The following is a 17,154-nucleotide window of genomic DNA, read 5'->3' as shown; positions in this document are numbered from 1 at the left end:
GCCCGCGGAGAGCCGGGTGCCGCCGGAGCTCGCGGCCGTGACCTCGTTCACGTACGTCCTCCAGGGCTACCCCGGCGGCCGGCTGGACGAGATCGCCCGGTCCCCGCACCGCCTCGCCATCGTCGACCTGTCCCGCGACGGCACCGCCGCGGGCCACTTCACCCATGACGAGATCGCCCGCGTCCGCGCGACCGGCAAGCTGGTGCTGGCCTACTTCGAGATCGGCTCTATCGAGGAGTTCCGGACGGACTTCCCGGCCGTGGACCGGGACCTGCTCCTGCACACCTGGCCCGACTGGCCGGACGAGCACTTCGCCCGCTACTGGGAGGAACGCTGGTGGGAGCAGGTCGTCCGCCCCCGGCTCGACCAGGCGCTCGCGGCCGGCTTCGACGGCGCCTATCTTGACACCCCGCTCGCGTACGAGGAGATCCGGCTGGCGTCGGTGCCCGGCGAGACCCGCGCCACCCTCGGCAGGAAGATGGCCGACCTGGTCATCCGCATCAGCCGCTACGTCAAGGAACGCCGCCCCGGCTTCGCGATCGTCCCGCAGAACTCCCCGGAGCTGCGCCACTTCACGGGCTACGCGGACGCGATCGACGGCATCGGGATGGAGGAGCTGTTCTTCCGCGCCACCGACGTGCCCTGCCGCGAGGACTGGTGCCGCCAGAACCTGGCCGACGCCCTGGCGCTCAAGGCCCTGGGCAAGGCCGTGCTCGCCACCGACTACGCCGTGGACCCGGCCAACATCGAGGCCGCCTGCGCCCAGTACCGCAGGCACGCGACAGCGGGCAACGTCACCGTGGTCGACCTCGACCGCGTCAGCCCGCCCTGTGAACCGCAGTGAGAGGAAGGGAGCATCCGATGCCGAAAAGAGTCGGCGTGATCGGCCTGGGCTACGTGGGGCTGACGCTGACCGCGGCCATGGCCCGCAAGGGCTACACCGTGGTCGGGGTCGACGCCAGCGCCCCCGTCGTGGAGGCGCTGTCCGGCGGCCGCGTCCACCTCTACGAGCCGGGGGTGGCGGAGGCGTTCGCCGAGTTCCTCGGTGAGCGCGTCCACGTCGCCGACCGGCTGCCGGACGAGCCGCTCGACGCGGCCATCCTGTCGGTGTCCACCCCCGTGGACCTCACCACCGGCACGCCGCGGCTGGAGAACCTGGCCGCCGCCGCCGAGGAGGTCGCCCGCCGCTGCCACCCGGACACGCTGGTCGTGGTCCGCAGCACGGTCCCGATCGGCACCAGCCGCGACGTCGTGCTGCCCGCCCTGTCCGCCCGCTGGGCCCGTCCCCGGCTGGTCATGGCGCCCGAGCGCACCATCCAGGGCCAGGCGCTGCGCGAGCTGGTCGAGCTGCCCCAGGTGATCGGCGGCCTGGACGAGGAGAGCCTGCGCGCCGGCGTCGACCTGTTCACCGGCCTGGCCAACCAGATCGTCCCCGTCTCCAGCCTGGAGGCCGCCGAGATGGTCAAGCTGTCGAACAACTGCCACACCGACCTCATCTACGCCTTCGGCAACGAGCTGGCCCTGATCGCCGAGCAGCACGGGCTCGACCCGCTGGAGGTCATCCGGGCCGCCAACCTCGACTATCCCCGGCCCGACCTGGCCAAGCCCGGTTACGTGGGCGGCGGCTGCCTGACGAAGGACCCGTACCTCATGCTCGCCGGGACGTGGCGCGAACCGTACCTGGTGGGGCGGGCGCGGGCGCTCAACGAGAGCATGCCGGCACACGTCGCCGAGCGGGTCGTGGAGCTCGTCCGGCAGGAGTTCGGCCGCACCGAGGGGATCCGGCTGTCCGTGCTCGGCTGGGCGTACAAGGGCTGGCCCGCCACCGACGACATGCGCGGCACCCCGATCGCCGACATGATGCCCGTCTTCAGGGAGGCGGGGCTGGCCGTGCGCGGGCACGACCCGCTGGTCTCCGACGAGGTCATCCGCCGGTACGGCGGCGAGCCGGTCAGCCTGGACAAGGCGTTCGCGGACGCCGACGCCGTGATCCTGATCAACGACCATCCGGACTACCGGGAGATCGAGGTGGCGGGGAAGCTGGCCGGGTCGGGGGTGCGGGTGCTGTTCGACTCCTGGCGGATCCTCGACGAGGCCGCCGTCACCGGGTGCGGCGTCCGCTACGCCGGCATCGGCTACCAGGCGAGGGAGCGCGCGTCATGAGGGTCCTGCTGCTCGGCGGCGCCGGGTTCATCGGCCTCCACCTGGCCGCGCGGCTGGTCGCCGACGGCCACGAGGTCACCGTCATCGACGACTTCTCCCGCGGCCGCCGCGACCCCGAACTCGCCGGGCTCGCCGACCGGATCGAGATCAGGTCCGCCGACCTCACCGACCCGGCCTCGTACGCGGGCCTGGAGCACCGCTGGGACCACGTCTACCTGCTCGCCGCCGTGGTCGGCGTGCGCAACGTGGTGTCCGACCCGGCGCGGGTGATCAGGGTGAACACGCTGGTCCTGATGCACCTGCTCGACTGGATCGCCCCCGGCGCGCGGCTGTTCTTCGCCTCCACCAGCGAGGCGTACGCGGGCGGCGTCAGCTCCGGCGTGGTGCCGGTGCCCACGCCGGAGAGCGTGCCGCTGGTGATCGAGGACGTCGGCTCGCCCCGCTACACCTACGCCATCTCCAAGCTGCTCGGCGAGGCGGCCGTCCTGCACACCGCCGCGGCCAAGGGGTTCGGCGCGGTCGTCGGCCGCTTCCACAACGTCTACGGCCCGCGGATGGGCGCCGATCACGTCATCCCGGAGCTGTCGCTGCGCGCCCTGCGCGGCGCGGACCCGTTCGACCTCTACGGCGCCGACCAGAGCCGGGCGTTCTGCTACGTGGACGACGCCGTCAGGGCCATGATGGCCCTCATGGACACTCCCGAAGCGGGCGGCCGGATCGTCCACATCGGCGACGACACCGAGGAGACCAACATCGGCGACCTGGCCAAGCTGGTCCTGCGGGTCGCCGGGGTCAGCCCCGCCATCCGCGTGCTGCCCGCCCCCACCGGGTCGGTCGCACGCCGCTGCCCCGACCTGACGCTGCTGCGCCGGCTCACCGGGTACGAGCCGCGCGTTCCGCTGGAGGAGGGCGTCCGCAGGACGTACACGTGGTACCGGGAGTCGTGGACGGGATGAGCCGGCCGATCGCGTTCTACTACGGGGCGGGCGAGCTGGACCGGCTCTCCCGCTTCGACCTGGTCGTCCTGCAGGCCGACTTCTACTCGCGGGCCGAGCTGGACCTGCTGCGCGAGCGCGGCGTGCGGACGCTCGGCTACCTGTCGCTGACCGAGGACGTCGGGCCGGCCGCGCCCTGGCACCGGCCGGAGCGCAACCCCGACTGGGGCGGCGCGTTCGTGCACGTCGGCGACCCGCGCTGGGTGGCCCACGTGGTCGACCAGGCGGTGCGGGCCATGGACAAGGGCTTCCACGGGCTGTTCCTCGACACGCTCAACATCGAGTACGACTACCCCGAGGACCTGCCCCACCTGCTGCTGCTGATCGCGGCCGTCCGGGAGGAGGCGAACCCCGGCTACCTGCTGGCCAACCGGGGGTTCGGGCTGCTGCCCGAGCTGGCCGACCTGGTGGACGGCGTGCTGTTCGAGTCGTTCTCGGCCCGCTGGGTGGACACCGAGCACTACGCGCCCTGGCCCGACGACGTGCTGGAGACGCACGCGGCCGTCGCCGAACGCCTGCTCGGCCTGGGCCTCGACCTGTACGCGCTGGACTACGCCGACGACGACGAGCTGGCCGACTTCGCCTGCCGACGGGCCAGGGAGTTCGGCATGTTCTGCTTCGTCAGCGATCGGGTGCTCTCACGCATCTGAGGCGCCGCCGGACACCGGCGACGCCTCGGATGTGGACGGGGTTCAGCCGATGCGCCAGGTGTCGCCGCCTGTCAGCAGCCCGGCCAGGTCGCCCTGGCCCTTCTGCGCCACGGCCTCCTCCAACTGGGCGGCCATCAGCGTGTCGTAGGACGGCCGGTCGACCTGACGGAAGATCCCGATCGGCACATGCTCGAACGCCGGCTCGTCCAGCCGCGACAGCGCGAACGCCACCGACGGGTCCGGGCGGTGCGCGTCATGCACCAGGATCCGGGCCGGGTCCACACTCTGGCGCGGCACGACCTCCAGACCGCCGTCGGCGGCCCGGACCACGGCCTTGGACGCCGAGGCGATCGGCAGGCCGTGCTCCAGCTTCAGCGTGATGTCGTCGCGGACCTCGGGATCCTTGAGCGGCTCGAAGGCGTTGTCGTTGAAGATGTTGCAGTTCTGGTAGATCTCCACCAGCGACGCCCCCCGGTGCGCGGTCGCCTCCCGCAACACCGACTGCAGGTGCTTGCGGTCGCTGTCCAGGGTCCGGGCCACGAACGACGCCTCGGCCCCCAGCGCCAGCGAGATCGGGTTGAACGGCTTGTCCAGCGACCCCATCGGCGTCGACTTGGTGATCTTCCCGACCTCGCTGGTGGGCGAGTACTGGCCCTTGGTCAGCCCGTAGATCCGGTTGTTGAACAGCAGGATGTTGAGGTTGACGTTGCGCCGCAGCGCGTGGATCAGATGGTTGCCGCCGATCGACAGCGCGTCACCGTCACCGGTGATCACCCACACGCTCAGATCCGGCCGGGAGGCCGCCAGCCCGGTCGCGATCGCCGGAGCCCGGCCATGGATGGAATGCACCCCGTAGGTGTTGAGATAGTACGGAAACCGCGACGAGCAGCCGATGCCGGAGACGAACACGATGTTCTCGCGCTTGAGCCCGAGCTCGGGCAGGAAGCTCTGCACCGCGGCCAGGATGGCGTAGTCGCCGCAGCCGGGGCACCAGCGCACCTCCTGGTCGGACTTGAAGTCCTTCAGGCTCTGCCTGGCCTCGGCCTTGGGCACCAGCGACAAACCCTGCCCCTGCCCCTGCCCCTGGCCCTTACCAGCGCCCGCACCCGTGCCGGTGCCGTTGATGAGTTCAGTCACTGCCGATCACCACTGTCGATCACGTCCTGGATCACTCCGGCCAGCTCCTCGGCCTTGAACGGGAGCCCGCGCACGCGGTTGTAGCTGATCACATCGACCAGGAACCGGGCCCGCAGCAGCAACGCCAGCTGGCCCAGGTTGATCTCCGGCAGCAGCACCTTGTCATACCGCCTGAGCACCTCGCCGGTGTTGGCCGGCAGCGGGTTCAGATGCCGCAGATGCGCCTGGGCCACCTGGCCGCCCGCCGCGCGCACCCGCCGCACCCCGGCCGCGATCGCGCCGTAGGTCGACCCCCATCCCACCACCAGCACCCGCGCCTGCCCGCCGGGGTCGTCGACGGCCAGGTCCGACACGTCGATCCCGTCGATCTTGGCCTGGCGCAGCCGCACCATCCGGTCGTGGTTGTCGGGGTCGTAGGAGATGTTGCCGGTGCCGTCGGCCTTCTCGATCCCGCCGATGCGGTGCTCCAGCCCCGGCGTGCCCGGCACCGCCCACGGCCGCGCCAGCGTGTCCGGATCGCGCAGGAACGGCAGGAACGCGCCGTCCGGCCCGTTCGGGGCGGTGGTGAACGGCGCCGACAGGTCCGGCAGATCGTCGATCTCAGGCAGCCGCCACGGCTCGGAGCCGTTGGCCAGATACCCGTCCGACAGCAGCATCACCGGGGTGCGGTAGGCCACCGCGATCCGGGCCGCCTCCAGGGCCGCGTCGAAACAGTCGCTGGGCGACATGGGGGCGATGACCGGCAGCGGGGACTCGCCGTTGCGGCCGAACAGCGCCATCAGCAGGTCGGTCTGCTCGGTCTTGGTCGGCATCCCGGTCGACGGGCCGGCCCGCTGCACGTCCACCACGATCAGCGGCAGCTCGGTGGTGACGGCCAGGCCGACGGTCTCGGCCTTCAACGCCACGCCGGGCCCGGAGGTGGTGGTCACCCCGAGGGCGCCGCCGAACGCCGCGCCCAGGGCGGCGCCGACGCCGGCGATCTCGTCTTCGGCCTGGAAGGTGCGGATGCCGAACTGCTTGTGCTTGGACAGCTCGTGCAGGATGTCGGAGGCCGGGGTGATCGGGTAGGAGCCGAGGAACAGCGGCAGCCCGGTTTGCACACCGGCGGCGATCAGGCCGTAGGCCAGGGCCTGGTTGCCGGAGATGTTGCGGTACAGGCCGGGCGCGAGCCGGGCCGGTTTGACCTCGTAGGAGACCGAGAACGACTCGGTGGTCTCGCCGTAGTTCCAGCCGGCCTGGAAGGCGGCGATGTTGGCCTTGGCGATCTCCGGCTTACGCGCGAACTTCGTCTGCAGGAAGCTGACGGTGTGTTCGGTGGGGCGGTGATACAGCCACGACAGCAGCCCGAGCGCGAACATGTTCTTGGCGCGTTCGGCGTCTTTCTTGGAGATGTCGAAGGTTTCCAGCGCCTTGACGGTCAGGGAGGTGAGGGGGACGGCGTGCAGCCGCCATTCGGCCAGGGATCCGTCTTCCAGCGGGTTGGCCGGGTAGCCGACCTTGGCCAGGTTGCGTTTGGTGAACTCGTCGGTGTTGGCGATGATGTCGGCGCCGCGGGGCAGGTCGGCCAGGTTGGCTTTGAGCGCGGCGGGGTTCATCGCGACCAGCACGTTGGGGGCGTCGCCGGGGGTGAGGATGTCGTGGTCGGCGAAGTGCAGCTGGAAGCTGGACACGCCGGGCAGGGTGCCGGCGGGGGCGCGGATCTCGGCGGGGAAGTTGGGCAGCGTGGACAGGTCGTTGCCGAACTCGGCGGTGCCGGCGGTGAACCGGTCGCCGGTGAGTTGCATGCCGTCGCCGGAGTCTCCGGCGAACCGGATGATCACCCGGTCGAGTTGCTGAACCTGCTTGGTCACAGCTCAGTCCTCCTCGACGCGCCTGGGCGCGTTGGCTTCTGGCGCGTTCTCTTTTCCATGCTAGATCCTCGGGAGGTCGCGCGTTTGCACCCCGCCCAAAGCGGGTAAACGCGGTGAATTCAGAGTGCGGCGGCGACAACAGAGGTGCGACACAGCCCTGCGGCGAGCCTGCAGAGGTCTACATGCAGGCGTGCGAAGAGGACAGTTCGGGTCACGATCGCCAACTATACGTCCCCCCGCCGCTTGTGCTACGTCAGGGGCTCCTTGCGCACGGGTGCGATCCCTGACTTGTAGACGTACCCGGCCTGCATCCCGGCCGCCCCGTACAACTCTGGAACGGTGACGAAGGTGTATCCCTTCCCGGCGAGCCGTTCGAGGATGTCAGGAACGGCGGCGACGGTCGTGCTCCGCGTGTCGTGCAGCCGCACGATCGCGCCGGGGTGCGCCCGCTTCACCACGCGGTCGGCGATCTCGCCGGCGTCCCTGTCGCGCCAGTCGGAGCTGTCGACGTCGGCGTCCACCAGCGACAGCCCGAGCTCGCGGGCGACCCTGCGCAGCTCGGGGCCGACCGACCCGTAGGGGGCGCGGACGAGCGTCGGGCGCCGGCCGATCGCCGCGGTCACCACGTCCTGAGTGCGGGTCAGCGAGTCGGCGATCTTGCTGGAGGGCAGCCGCGCCAGGTCGCGATGCTCGTACGAGTGGTTCCCGACGAGGTGGCCCTCGGCGCTCATCCGGCGCAGCAGCTCCGGCGCGGCGGCCGCGTTGCCGCCGACGGTGAAGAACGTGGCGCGGGCGCCGGCCTCCCGCAGCGTGTCCAGCAGCCGGCCCGTCTCCGGCCCGGGACCGCCGCCGAAGGTGAGCGCGACGCACCTGGCCTTGGTGCAGTCGACGGTGCCCGCGCGGTTGCTCGCGGCGGCGGGGGCGGGGGAGGGCGGCGCCCCGGGCTCCTTCGCCGCCACCCGCTGCCCGTGCAGGCGGGCGGTCTGCTGGGCACGCCGCCCGGTGTCCGACAGCAGCGGCCACACCCGACCGGCGGGCACGGCCTCGGCCAGCCTGCCGAGCGAGCACGGCGCGATCTCGCACTCGTCGAACTCCACGACCAGGTCGCCGTCCCGGTTGAAGGCCATCGAGTCGAACCGGTCGGGATCGGGGACCACCTGATCCCGGTCCACCCCGGGCCCGCGGTCCCGCAGCCCGGCCGCGACCAGGCGGGCCACCTCGCGCAGCGCGGGGCCGCCGGTCAGCAGGCCGGTCGAGTCCACGGCCTGGCGGGTGCGGGTGTCGTACCAGAGCGTGGTGGTGGCGTACTCCCAGTCCGAGCCGTGGGAGCGGCCGGCCCGCAACCGCACCCCGATCGCCTCGCCGGCGGCGACGAGCTGCCAGTCGACGTTCAGTTCGGGGGAGGTCGGTGCGGGGGAGGTCAGTGCGGGCGAGGTCGGGTCGGGCGAGGTCGGGTCGGGCGAGGTCGGGTCGGGCGAGGACTGCCCGGCGGCGCTCTCGCGGAACTCGCTCAGCCGCCGCCGCGCGTCCTCGCGCAGTCTCTCGTTGAGTGGCTCGGCGCCGCTCAGCTCGGGGTGGCTGAGGTGCGCGCGCCTGGTCAGAACGTCGTCGCCGCTCAGGGTCCGGGGTGTCAGCCCCGGGACGCCGGCGGGGTCGACGAAGTCGATCCTGGTGGGGTCGGCGGGGAGCCGGGTGTCCCGCGGGGGAGTGGCCGAGGCGAGTCCGCATCCGGAGGCCGTCAGCGCCAGCAGGAAGATTCCTCCCAAAGATCGAACCTTTGGCATGCATGTGAGCATATGTGCCAGATCTTGTAATTTGCCTGGATTTGTAGGTATAGGGCGTTAGCTTTGACTGGGTTACGATCGCGTTCATGGACGGCTACTACGGGTCCTACCTGCTGGTCGCCGCCCTGCTCGCGATCGGTGTCGCGATCGTGACCGGGGCGCTCATGGTCAACCGGCTGCTCCGCCCGACCCGGCCCACGCCCGACAAGCTGACCAGCTACGAGTGCGGCGTCGACCCGGTGGGCGACGGATGGGCCCAGTCCCAGGTCCGCTACTACGTCTTCATCTACCTCTACGTGGTGTTCGCCGTGGACGCGGTCTTCCTCTTCCCCTGGGCGACCGTCTTCGACGCCCCCGGCTACGGCCTCACCACGCTGGTCGAGATGTTCGTCTTCCTGGGCTTCATCGCCCTCGGCATCCTTTACGCCTGGCGCAAACGCGTCCTGACCTGGACGTAGCCCTCCTCCCTGATCCGCGCAACAATGGCGGTATGGCAGCGACGGATCTCCCGATGCCGACCGTGGGGCCGATCTCGCGGCTCGCGCCCAAGCCCATGCGGTTCGTGCTCAACTGGGGCCGCCGCTACTCGCTGTGGGTGTTCAACTTCGGGCTGGCCTGCTGCGCCATCGAGTTCATCGCCACCTCGATGAGCCGCCACGACTTCATCAGGTTCGGCGTCATCCCGTTCGCCAACGGGCCGCGCCAGGCCGACCTGATGATCGTCTCCGGTACGGTCACCGACAAGATGGCCCCGGCCGTCAAGCGCCTCTACGAGCAGATGCCCGACCCCAAGTACGTCATCTCGTTCGGCGCCTGTTCCAACTCCGGCGGCCCCTACTGGGACTCCTACTGCGTCACCAACGGCGTCGACCAGATCGTCCCCGTCGACGTCTACGTGCCCGGCTGCCCGCCCCGGCCCGAGGCACTGCTCCACGGCATCATGAAGCTGCAGGAGAAGATCGCGGCGGAGAACCTCGGCGACCGCTACCTCTGGTCGCGTTCCCACGGGGAGGACGTGTGACCGGGTTCCCCGCCGGGCCGCTCGCCGGCCGCGCCGCCGTCACCGACTCCTTCGGCGACACCGTCGTCGACGTCGCCCCCGGCGACTGGATCGAGCTGCTCACCTACGTCCGCGACGAGCTGGGCCACGCCTTCTTCGACTGGCTCACCGGCGTCGACGACCCGCCCGGCGCGTTCCAGGTGGTCGCCCACGTCTACAACCCCGACACCCGCGAGCGCCTGCTGCTGCGCACCGCCGTGCCGCGCGACGACCCGCGCCTGCCCACCGCCGTCGGCGTCTACCGGGGCGCCGACTGGCACGAGCGCGAGACGTACGAGATGTTCGGAGTGATCTTCGAGGGTCATCCGCACCTGGTGCCGCTGCTGCTGCCCGACGGGTTCGAGGGCCACCCGCTGCGCAAGGACTTCGTGCTGGCCGCCCGGGTCGCCAAGCAGTGGCCCGGCGCCAAGGAGCCCGGCGAGTCCGGCCACGGCGCGCCGAGCCGCCGCAGGACTCTGCCGCCGGGCGTGCCGGCCGACTGGGGGTCACCCGATGCTTGACGTGGTGCTGCACTTCGCCGTGATCCTGGTCATCTTCCTCGCCCTGCCGCTGATCGTGGGGCAGACCGAGCACAAGGTCATGGCCCACATGCAGTCCCGTCTCGGCCCCATGTACGCCGGTGGGTTCCACGGGTGGGCCCAGCTCATCGCCGACGGCGTCAAGTTCATGCAGAAGGAGGACGTGATCCCGGCCGCCGCCGACCGGCGCGTCTTCATGATCGCTCCGGGTGTGGCCCTGGTGCCCTACCTGGTGGTGCTGATCGCCCTCCCGCTCGACGACGGGTTCGTCGGCGTCGACCTCGACGTCGGGCTCTTCTTCGTGCTCGCGGTCATGGGCGTCGGCGTACTCGGCTCGATCATGGCCGGCTGGGCGTCGGCCAACAAGTACTCGGTGCTCGGCGGCATGCGGGCGGCCGCCCAGCTCGTCGCGTACGAGCTGCCGCTGGTCCTGGCCGCCTCCTCCGTCGCGATGGCCGCGGGCACCCTCTCGCTGCCCGGCATCGTCGAGGCATGGCAGTGGTGGTGGCTGCCGTGGCAGGCGATCGGCGGCGTGGTCTTCTTCGTCGCCGGGCTGGCCGAGCTGCGCCGGCCGCCGTTCGACATGCCGATCGCCGAGTCCGAGATCATCATGGGCCCGATGACCGAGTACACCGGCATGCGCTTCGCCCTGTTCATGCTCTCGGAGTACGCCGGCATCGTCGTGGTGTCGTTCCTGACCACCGTGCTCTTCCTCGGCGGCTGGCAGGGGCCGCTGCTGCCCGGCTGGCTGTGGACGCTGGTCAAGGTGTTCGCCCTGGCGTTCGTGGTCATCTGGGTGCGCGTCACCTTCCCGCGGCTGCGCGAGGACCAGCTGCAGAAGCTCGCCTGGGCCGGCCTGGTGCCGCTGGCGCTCCTCCAGCTCGCCATCACCGGCGTCGTCCGGGTCGCCATCTGAAACTCCCGTTAGGCCCCGGTCCCCGGACAAGGCGGGGATCGGATGACCTGCCGCTCATCCCCGGCCGCCCGCGCTCGGAGAACGGAATACGCGGCGCGTCGGCGGGCGGTTCTTTCTCGGCCGCGTTCGGCGGAATGGCCGACGATATTTCTTCGCCGGAGAGGCGCGATGAGGTAATGTTTTCGGCGGCCGGAGAATGTCGTCGATTTACCTGGTGTGCGAATTCGGGGAGCGGGGGGCATGCTGCGCATTTCCCGATGGATTGCCGTACCTTCGGCCCTGGCCTGCGCGGCCGGCCTCCTGTTCGGCGGCGTCTCCCCCGCACGGGCGGGACTGCTCCGCCAGGCCGACTGCGCCCCTGTGGCGGCGGAGATGACCGCGCTCAACCAGAGGATCAGCGCCCACAACGCCGCCCCGCCCAGCCGCACCGACGCCGCCGCCGTGGCCGCGTACAACGCCAGAGCCGGGAAGCTCAACGCGCGGCGAAGCGCCGTCATCGCCCGGTTGCGGGCCTGCCTCCGGGCGTTCGACACGATGAGGCGCAACCATCCGCTCGGGCGGGTGCCGACCCCCAGCAAGAGCGATCTCAGGACCATCGAGGCGGCGGTCAAGCGTCTTTCCGAGACGGAAAGACGGGTCGGCAGTCGTTGGAATCCAGAAACGTACGACTTTCTCCAGTATGGACGGGGAAAGCCGGGAATGATTAAACGAGTCGACAGAAAACCCGTCAAACTCCCCGCGTCCATCAACGCGGTCTACCGCGCGCTGGACGCGACCCGCCCGGCCATGCCGAGGACCGCTTATCTGCAAGGGGTGCGGGCCCCGGCGGTGGGGTCACCCGACCCCGCCTATCCCGGCCGGACGATCAAGAGCGTGGCGTTCGACCACATCGTCCCCCTGAGGCGGCTGGTCGCCTTCCGCGGCTTCCTGAAGCTCACCCCGCGCAACATGTACCTGGTCGCCAACTCGCCCGCCAACTCCCAGTGGCTCTCCGGCGCGGCCAACAGCTCCAAACAGTCCGGCAGCTCCTACTTCGTCTCCGGTGCGAGCCCCGCGTGGTTGCGGGACCAGGCGCGGCTCAGGGACAAGACCGCGCAGGAGCTGCAGGACCTCGTCAAGGCGCTGCTCAAGAGCCAGAAAGCGTGACCGGATGGATCCTCGCCCGCCGTCCCCCGCCCCGCCGCGGCCGTCCCTGACGTCCTGGCTGGTCGCCGGGGCGCTCATCGCCCTGGCGGTGTGCGCAGCCGTCGTCTTCGCCGCCCTGTCCCGGACCGGCCCGGACCCGACGGGGGCCGCGACGGAGAATCCGGAAGAGGCACGGATCCGTACGACGGTCGAGACGTTCGCGCACGCCGTCGACCGGGAAGACACGGCCGCCATGATCGGGCTGCTCTGCGAGGAGGAGGCCGAGGGCGTCACGCGCCGGTCGCCGCGTCCCGGCCTCGGCCCCGCCCACGAGCGTCCCGTCGAGGTCACGGACGTCCACGTCACCGGGGACGTCGCGACCGCCCGCGTGACCCGTCCCGCCCAGCAGCCCGCCACCCTGTACCTGCGCAGGGAAGCCGGCGTCTGGAAGCTCTGCGACCCCGAACGCTACCGGGACGCGACGCCGGACTCCGGCGGGTGACACCGGCCGCGGGGCGCTCACCGGGCCGTCGTCCCGCGGAAACCCTGTTGCGTGCGCCCGCGCCCCGGTGCTGGGCTGGCCGCATGGACCGTGAGAAGGCGCTGGCCGCGTTCGACCGCGCGTTGCGACAGGATGCCCGGCCGCTGGCCGCGACGGACCGGGTGGAACGGGAAGGTCAGGTGATCCGCTATCTCGGTGACGGCTGGACCTGCGTCCTGTGGTCCGGCCTCGACGAGACCACGGCCGACGCCGGGATCGCCGGCCAGGTCGCGTACTTCACCTCGCTGGGCCGCGCCTTCGAGTGGAAGCTCTACGCCTACGACCGGCCCGCCGACCTGCCGTCCCGGCTGTGCGCGGCCGGGTTCGTCCCGGGCGAGGAGGAGACGTTGATGGTCGCCGAGATCTCCGATCTGGACACGGAGGTCACCCTTCCCGAAGGGGTCCGTCTCCATCCGGTCACGACCGCCGCCGACGTGGACCTCATGATGTCCGTTCACGACCGGGCGTTCGGCGTCTCCGCCGACCTGGGCCCCGCTCTCCTCGCCCAGCTCGACAGGGGCGGCCTGGTGGCGTTCGTCGCCATGGCCGGGGACGAGCCGGTCAGCGCCGCCCGTATGGAGCTCTATCCGGATACGGAGTTCGCCGGGCTGTGGAGCGGCGGCACCGTCCCCGGCTGGCGCGGCCGCGGCCTCTACCGGGCGCTGGTCGCCCGTCGCGCCCGCGTCGCCGCCGACTCCGGCTACCGCTACCTCCAGGTGGACGCCTCAGCCGACAGCCGTCCCATCCTCGAACGCCTCGGCTTCCACCCCCTCACCACCACGACCCCGTACACCTACGAGCCCTGACCCCGCCACAGCCGCACTCCTTCAGCGCTTCGCGGGCGCCCTCACTCCTGTGAGCCGCACCCGCCGAGCGCCTCCCGGGTCTGGGCCGTGGTCATGGGCGGAACAGGCAAGGGCCGGGCCGCGTCGGCGCGCAGGCCGTCGAGGCTCAGGGCCAGGTGACGGCGCCAGGCCCCCGGCGCGGTCCGGAACGTCGCCCGTACGGTGCCCGCGACCCCCCAGATGACGAACGCCAGGTCCTCCAGCGTCAGGTCCGGCCGCAACACCCCCGCCTGCTGCGCCCGCGCCACGAGCCGCCGCATCAGGGCGCGCCCCTCGTCGGTGCCGGACCTCTCGGCTTGGACGGCGCCCACGGGCTCCCCCACCTGGATGGCCTCCGCGGGCTCCCCAGTCTGGACGGCGCTCCCGGACTCCGCCTCCGGACCCCACCCGCCCGCGCCGGCCCCCGCGATGCGCACGGCGAGCTCGTTGCAGCCCAGGTCGACGGACTGCAACTCGCACACCCCGGTCAGGAAGTCGACGAACCCCTGCCAGGCGTCGTCCTCGGCCAGCGCCCGTTCGGCCAGCTCGCGCACCGCCGCCACCCGATCGGCGAACACCGCCTCCACCAGGTCGTCCCGGGTGGGGAACCGGTTGTAGAGCGTCCCGATGCTCACCCCGGCCCGGCGCGCGACCTCCTCCAGGGGCACGTCCAGCCCTCGGTCGGCGAAGAGCTCCCGGGCTGCCTTGAGCAGGCGTTCACGGTTGTGCACGGCGTCCTTGCGCATGCCCCTCACTCTAGCTATCTTGAGGTCAGTCTCAACTTGAGGAGAACCTCAACTTATGTCCCGCACCGTCGTCATCACCGGTGGCACGAACGGCATCGGCCTCGCCCTGGCCCGCCACTACAGCGAACGGGGCGACCAGGTCATCGCCATCGGCAGCAGCCGGGCAGGCCACGACCGGCTCCGGCGCGAAGCCCCCTTAGCCCGCTTCGACCGGGCCGACCTCAGCTCCGTCAAGCAGGCGAACGAGCTGATCGACCGCCTCCGCTCCACCTATCCGGCCATCGACGTGCTGGTCCTGGCCGCGTTCCGCTATCAGCTGTCGAGGGGTGAGACCGACGAGGGCTTCGAGCGCACCTTCGCGCTGTACGTGGTCAACCGCTGGCTCATGAGCCGCGCCCTGCGCCCGGCCCTGGAGCGCGCCGACGCCCCGGTCGTCCTCGACCTGTGCGGCGTCGGCGGCATCAGGACAGGAGAGATCCACTGGGACGACCTGCAACTGGAGCGCGGTTACCGCCCGTTCAAGGCCACCATGCAGGGAGCGCGCGCCGCCGAACTGCTGGCCGCCGCCTACGCCGCCGACCCCATCCGCTACGTGCTCTACAACCCGTTGTTCGTCGCCACCGGCCTCTTCGAACCCTTCCGCCAGCCCGTACGCGGCCTCGTCAGAGTCGCCTCGGCGCTGTTCGCCCAGCCGGTGTCGAAGGCCATCCTCCCGATGACGGCGCTCATCGACAGCCCTCCGGCCGCTCCGCTCTCCGCGTACGTCCGAGGCAGGCCGATCGCCTTCACCCCCGACCCCGCCGCCGCCCGGCGGCTCGACGCCGTCATCCGCGACCTGGTGTCCCCGTTGGCCGCCTGACGAGACCCGGCCGTCCAGGCGCCACACCGGTCCCGCCCGAGGTCTTCTCGCCGCTCAGCCGTGGCTCGCCCCGGCCCGGCGGTGGTCAGTGGACGATCGCCAGCATCACGTCGGACGCCGAAGGGCGGTCCTCGGGGTTCTTGGCCAGGCAGGCGCCCGCCACGCCGCGCAGGGAGGACGGCAGCGGCGACAGGTCCGGATGGTACGTGAGCACCCGGTTGAAGATCGCGGGCACGGTGTCCTCGCCGAACGCGGGCCGTCCCGTGGCCGCGAACACCATCGTCACCGCCCAGCTGAACACGTCGGAGGGCGGACCCACGGGCGTGCCGGACAACTGCTCGGGCGACATGTAGGCGGGCGTGCCGACCATCTTGCCGGAGGTCACCGTCACCTGGTCGAGCGCCCGCGCGATGCCGAAGTCGATCACCCGGGGACCGTCGTGGCCGATCAGCACGTTGCTCGGCTTGAAGTCGCGGTGGACGACGCCCGCCTTGTGGATGGCGGCCAGCGCCCCGGCTGTGGACAACGCCAGCCGGGTCAGGCCGTCCTCGTCGCGCGGCCCGTGCCGCCGTACGAGCTGCTCCAGGGAGGGGCCTTCCACGTACTCGCTGACGATGTAGGCGAACCGGCCGGTGATGCTCACGTCGAGCACCCGGGCCGTGGAGAACGTCGCGACGCGCCGGGCGGCGTCGACCTCCCTGGCGAACCTGGTCCGCGCCGTCTCGTCGACGAGGTCGTGCAGCACCTTGACGGCCACGCGGACGCCGTTGGGCGCCGACGCGAGGTAGACCGCGCCCTGGCCGCCGCGGCCGAGCGACCGCAGCACCCGGTAGTGGCCGATCCACTCGGGCTCTCCTGGGCGACGGTGGGTCGAGGGCGCGGTGGAGCGCTGGTGGAGGTCGGGCGGGGGATAGGTGGCGGGCCGGCCGGTATGCGGCCGGGCGGCCATGACGGGCCCGCCGGAACGGGCCCTGGCCATCGCGGGCACCAGGATGCCCGAGTGGATCACGCCGCTGATCCAGCAAGCGACGAACATGAGGGAGACGATCGAGCTCATCGGCTCGGGAATGTCGTCGAACTGGTCGTACGTGCTGATCACGATGATGAAGACGCCCACGTTGACGGTGTAGAGACAGGCGGCCAGGAACTGGCCTGCGCTCCTCAGCCAGAAGGCCGCGAAACCGATCGTGAAAGGCGTCGCCAAACCGCACGAGAACAGCGAGAGGGCAGCCCAGACGATCGAGGCAGCCCAGGCCGCGCCGCTCGGACGGCCCGGATGGTTCAACGACATGGCGAGAGACTACATGCGGGTACCTGTACATACCGGGCGGCCGTGATTCTTGTGGATAACTTCCGGCTAGGCTGTGGATGACTGTGGAAAACCTGGGGACAGTGGGCTGGCGCATTCACGGGCGAGGCCAAGTGCGTCATGATGTTGAGCCATGGCACGGATACCGGGCGTAGGACTGGCGAAGGGGCTGACCATCACCCTCCGCCACATGCTGCGCAAATCCGTGACCCAGCAATATCCCGAGGTCAGGCCCGACCTGCCGCCCCGCAGTCGCGGCGTCATCGCCCTGGTCGAGGAGAACTGCACCTCGTGCATGCTGTGCGCCCGGGAGTGCCCCGACTGGTGCATCTACATCGACTCCCACAAGGAGACCATCCCCGCCCCCGAAGGCGGCCGGCCGCGTCAGCGGAACGTGCTCGACAGGTTCGCGATCGACTTCTCCCTCTGCATGTACTGCGGCATCTGCATCGAGGTGTGCCCGTTCGACGCGCTGTTCTGGTCGCCGGAGTTCGAGTACGCCGAGGGTGACATCAGCGATCTTCTCCACGAGAAGGACAAGCTGGCCACCTGGGTCCCGTCGGTTCCGCCGCCACCGGCCCACGACCCCGGGGCCGACCCTCCCAAGGAGCTCTCCGCCGCCCCCCGCCGCCCCGCCCGCGCCAAGGCCGCCGAACCGGCCGCGGGCCCTCGTGCCG

At 71.1% G+C, this 17,154-nt stretch carries 18 protein-coding genes; 13 read left to right on the top strand and 5 right to left on the bottom strand.

Features of this window, described 5'->3' with window-relative positions; all coding sequences use genetic code 11:
* From OUY22_RS28935 to OUY22_RS28920, 4 genes are all read left to right on the top strand, one after another.
* Positions 1-844, top strand: an 844-nt coding sequence (locus OUY22_RS28935) for an endo alpha-1,4 polygalactosaminidase (RefSeq protein WP_270158358.1), incomplete at its 5' end; no start/stop codon positions are given.
* Positions 845-861: 17 nt separating this feature from the next.
* Positions 862-2,163 carry a nucleotide sugar dehydrogenase gene (locus OUY22_RS28930; protein WP_270158357.1) on the top strand — a complete coding sequence of 434 codons (1,302 nt, stop codon included), beginning with the start codon at positions 862-864 and terminating at the stop codon, positions 2,161-2,163.
* Complete coding sequence (locus tag OUY22_RS28925) at positions 2,160-3,119, top strand: NAD-dependent epimerase/dehydratase family protein (RefSeq protein WP_270158356.1); 960 nt, start codon at positions 2,160-2,162, stop codon at positions 3,117-3,119. The genes OUY22_RS28930 and OUY22_RS28925 overlap by 4 nt, the downstream gene beginning before the upstream one ends.
* Positions 3,116-3,808 (top strand): hypothetical protein, encoded by a 693-nt coding sequence (locus OUY22_RS28920; protein ID WP_270158355.1) that lies wholly within the window; start codon positions 3,116-3,118, stop codon positions 3,806-3,808. The genes OUY22_RS28925 and OUY22_RS28920 overlap by 4 nt, the downstream gene beginning before the upstream one ends.
* Positions 3,809-3,850: 42 nt before the next feature.
* On the opposite strand, the gene OUY22_RS28915 is transcribed toward OUY22_RS28920, so the two are convergent.
* The 3 genes from OUY22_RS28915 to OUY22_RS28905 form a co-directional block, all read right to left on the bottom strand.
* Positions 3,851-4,945, bottom strand: coding sequence for a 2-oxoacid:ferredoxin oxidoreductase subunit beta (locus OUY22_RS28915; protein WP_270158354.1), 1,095 nt, complete (start codon positions 4,943-4,945; stop codon positions 3,851-3,853).
* The gene (locus tag OUY22_RS28910) at positions 4,942-6,795 is read right to left on the bottom strand and encodes a 2-oxoacid:acceptor oxidoreductase subunit alpha (RefSeq protein WP_270158353.1); all 1,854 of its coding nucleotides are present in this window, start codon (positions 6,793-6,795) and stop codon (positions 4,942-4,944) included. Before OUY22_RS28910 ends, OUY22_RS28915 begins: the two co-directional genes overlap by 4 nt.
* Positions 6,796-7,043: 248 nt before the next feature.
* Positions 7,044-8,561: a polysaccharide deacetylase family protein gene (locus tag OUY22_RS28905; RefSeq protein WP_270158352.1), complete on the bottom strand. Its 1,518-nt coding sequence runs from the start codon at positions 8,559-8,561 to the stop codon at positions 7,044-7,046.
* Between the two features lie 104 nt (positions 8,562-8,665).
* On the opposite strand from OUY22_RS28905, the gene OUY22_RS28900 reads away from it, so the two are divergent.
* From OUY22_RS28900 to OUY22_RS28870, 7 genes are all read left to right on the top strand, one after another.
* Entirely contained in the window at positions 8,666-9,037 is a 372-nt protein-coding gene (locus OUY22_RS28900) for an NADH-quinone oxidoreductase subunit A (protein WP_270158351.1), read from the top strand.
* Positions 9,038-9,069: 32 nt separating this feature from the next.
* A complete protein-coding gene (locus tag OUY22_RS28895) occupies positions 9,070-9,600 on the top strand; it encodes an NADH-quinone oxidoreductase subunit B family protein (protein WP_333486813.1) in 531 nt (176 codons plus the stop codon).
* Complete coding sequence (locus OUY22_RS28890) at positions 9,597-10,139, top strand: NADH-quinone oxidoreductase subunit C (protein WP_270158350.1); 543 nt, start codon at positions 9,597-9,599, stop codon at positions 10,137-10,139. Before OUY22_RS28895 ends, OUY22_RS28890 begins: the two co-directional genes overlap by 4 nt.
* A complete protein-coding gene (gene nuoH / locus OUY22_RS28885; RefSeq protein ID WP_270158349.1) occupies positions 10,132-11,073 on the top strand; it encodes an NADH-quinone oxidoreductase subunit NuoH in 942 nt (313 codons plus the stop codon). The genes OUY22_RS28890 and nuoH overlap by 8 nt, the downstream gene beginning before the upstream one ends.
* A 240-nt stretch (positions 11,074-11,313) precedes the next feature.
* Entirely contained in the window at positions 11,314-12,219 is a 906-nt protein-coding gene (locus OUY22_RS28880; protein ID WP_270158348.1) for a hypothetical protein, read from the top strand.
* A gap of 4 nt (positions 12,220-12,223) precedes the next feature.
* Positions 12,224-12,700 (top strand): Rv0361 family membrane protein, encoded by a 477-nt coding sequence (locus OUY22_RS28875; RefSeq protein ID WP_270158347.1) that lies wholly within the window; start codon positions 12,224-12,226, stop codon positions 12,698-12,700.
* 83 nt (positions 12,701-12,783) lie between these two features.
* Positions 12,784-13,545, top strand: coding sequence for a GNAT family N-acetyltransferase (locus tag OUY22_RS28870; RefSeq protein ID WP_270158346.1), 762 nt, complete (start codon positions 12,784-12,786; stop codon positions 13,543-13,545).
* A 41-nt stretch (positions 13,546-13,586) separates the two neighbouring features.
* On the opposite strand, the gene OUY22_RS28865 is transcribed toward OUY22_RS28870, so the two are convergent.
* Positions 13,587-14,309, bottom strand: a complete 723-nt coding sequence (locus OUY22_RS28865) for a TetR/AcrR family transcriptional regulator (RefSeq protein ID WP_270158345.1) — start codon at positions 14,307-14,309, stop codon at positions 13,587-13,589.
* A gap of 55 nt (positions 14,310-14,364) precedes the next feature.
* Between OUY22_RS28865 and OUY22_RS28860 the strand changes: the two genes are divergently transcribed.
* Complete coding sequence (locus tag OUY22_RS28860) at positions 14,365-15,168, top strand: SDR family NAD(P)-dependent oxidoreductase (protein ID WP_270158344.1); 804 nt, start codon at positions 14,365-14,367, stop codon at positions 15,166-15,168.
* Between the two features lie 85 nt (positions 15,169-15,253).
* Here the strand turns inward: OUY22_RS28860 and OUY22_RS28855 are convergent, their stop codons facing one another.
* Positions 15,254-16,372: a serine/threonine-protein kinase gene (locus OUY22_RS28855; RefSeq protein ID WP_270158343.1), complete on the bottom strand. Its 1,119-nt coding sequence runs from the start codon at positions 16,370-16,372 to the stop codon at positions 15,254-15,256.
* Positions 16,373-16,610: 238 nt separating this feature from the next.
* On the opposite strand from OUY22_RS28855, the gene OUY22_RS28850 reads away from it, so the two are divergent.
* A partial coding sequence (locus tag OUY22_RS28850) for a NuoI/complex I 23 kDa subunit family protein (RefSeq protein WP_270158342.1) occupies positions 16,611-17,154 on the top strand: 544 nt, incomplete at its 3' end.

The sequence above is a fragment of the Nonomuraea corallina genome (genome assembly GCF_027620315.1).
Taxonomy (GTDB): domain Bacteria; phylum Actinomycetota; class Actinomycetes; order Streptosporangiales; family Streptosporangiaceae; genus Nonomuraea; species Nonomuraea corallina.
The sequence above is the reverse complement of the archived record's forward strand: the minus strand, read 5'-3'. Positions and strand labels throughout refer to the sequence as shown.

Excerpts from the sequence above, each read along its gene's own strand:
- OUY22_RS28930 (WP_270158357.1), top strand. The coding sequence starts at position 862 with ATGCCGAAAAGAGTCGGCGTGATCGGCCTGGGCTACGTGGGGCTGACG.
- OUY22_RS28925 (WP_270158356.1), top strand. The coding sequence starts at position 2,160 with ATGAGGGTCCTGCTGCTCGGCGGCGCCGGGTTCATCGGCCTCCACCTG.
- OUY22_RS28920 (WP_270158355.1), top strand. The coding sequence starts at position 3,116 with ATGAGCCGGCCGATCGCGTTCTACTACGGGGCGGGCGAGCTGGACCGG.
- OUY22_RS28900 (WP_270158351.1), top strand. The coding sequence starts at position 8,666 with ATGGACGGCTACTACGGGTCCTACCTGCTGGTCGCCGCCCTGCTCGCG.
- OUY22_RS28895 (WP_333486813.1), top strand. The coding sequence starts at position 9,070 with ATGGCAGCGACGGATCTCCCGATGCCGACCGTGGGGCCGATCTCGCGG.
- nuoH (WP_270158349.1), top strand. The coding sequence starts at position 10,132 with ATGCTTGACGTGGTGCTGCACTTCGCCGTGATCCTGGTCATCTTCCTC.
- OUY22_RS28880 (WP_270158348.1), top strand. The coding sequence starts at position 11,314 with ATGCTGCGCATTTCCCGATGGATTGCCGTACCTTCGGCCCTGGCCTGC.
- OUY22_RS28875 (WP_270158347.1), top strand. The coding sequence starts at position 12,224 with ATGGATCCTCGCCCGCCGTCCCCCGCCCCGCCGCGGCCGTCCCTGACG.
- OUY22_RS28870 (WP_270158346.1), top strand. The coding sequence starts at position 12,784 with ATGGACCGTGAGAAGGCGCTGGCCGCGTTCGACCGCGCGTTGCGACAG.
- OUY22_RS28865 (WP_270158345.1), bottom strand. The coding sequence starts at position 14,309 with ATGCGCAAGGACGCCGTGCACAACCGTGAACGCCTGCTCAAGGCAGCC.
- OUY22_RS28860 (WP_270158344.1), top strand. The coding sequence starts at position 14,365 with ATGTCCCGCACCGTCGTCATCACCGGTGGCACGAACGGCATCGGCCTC.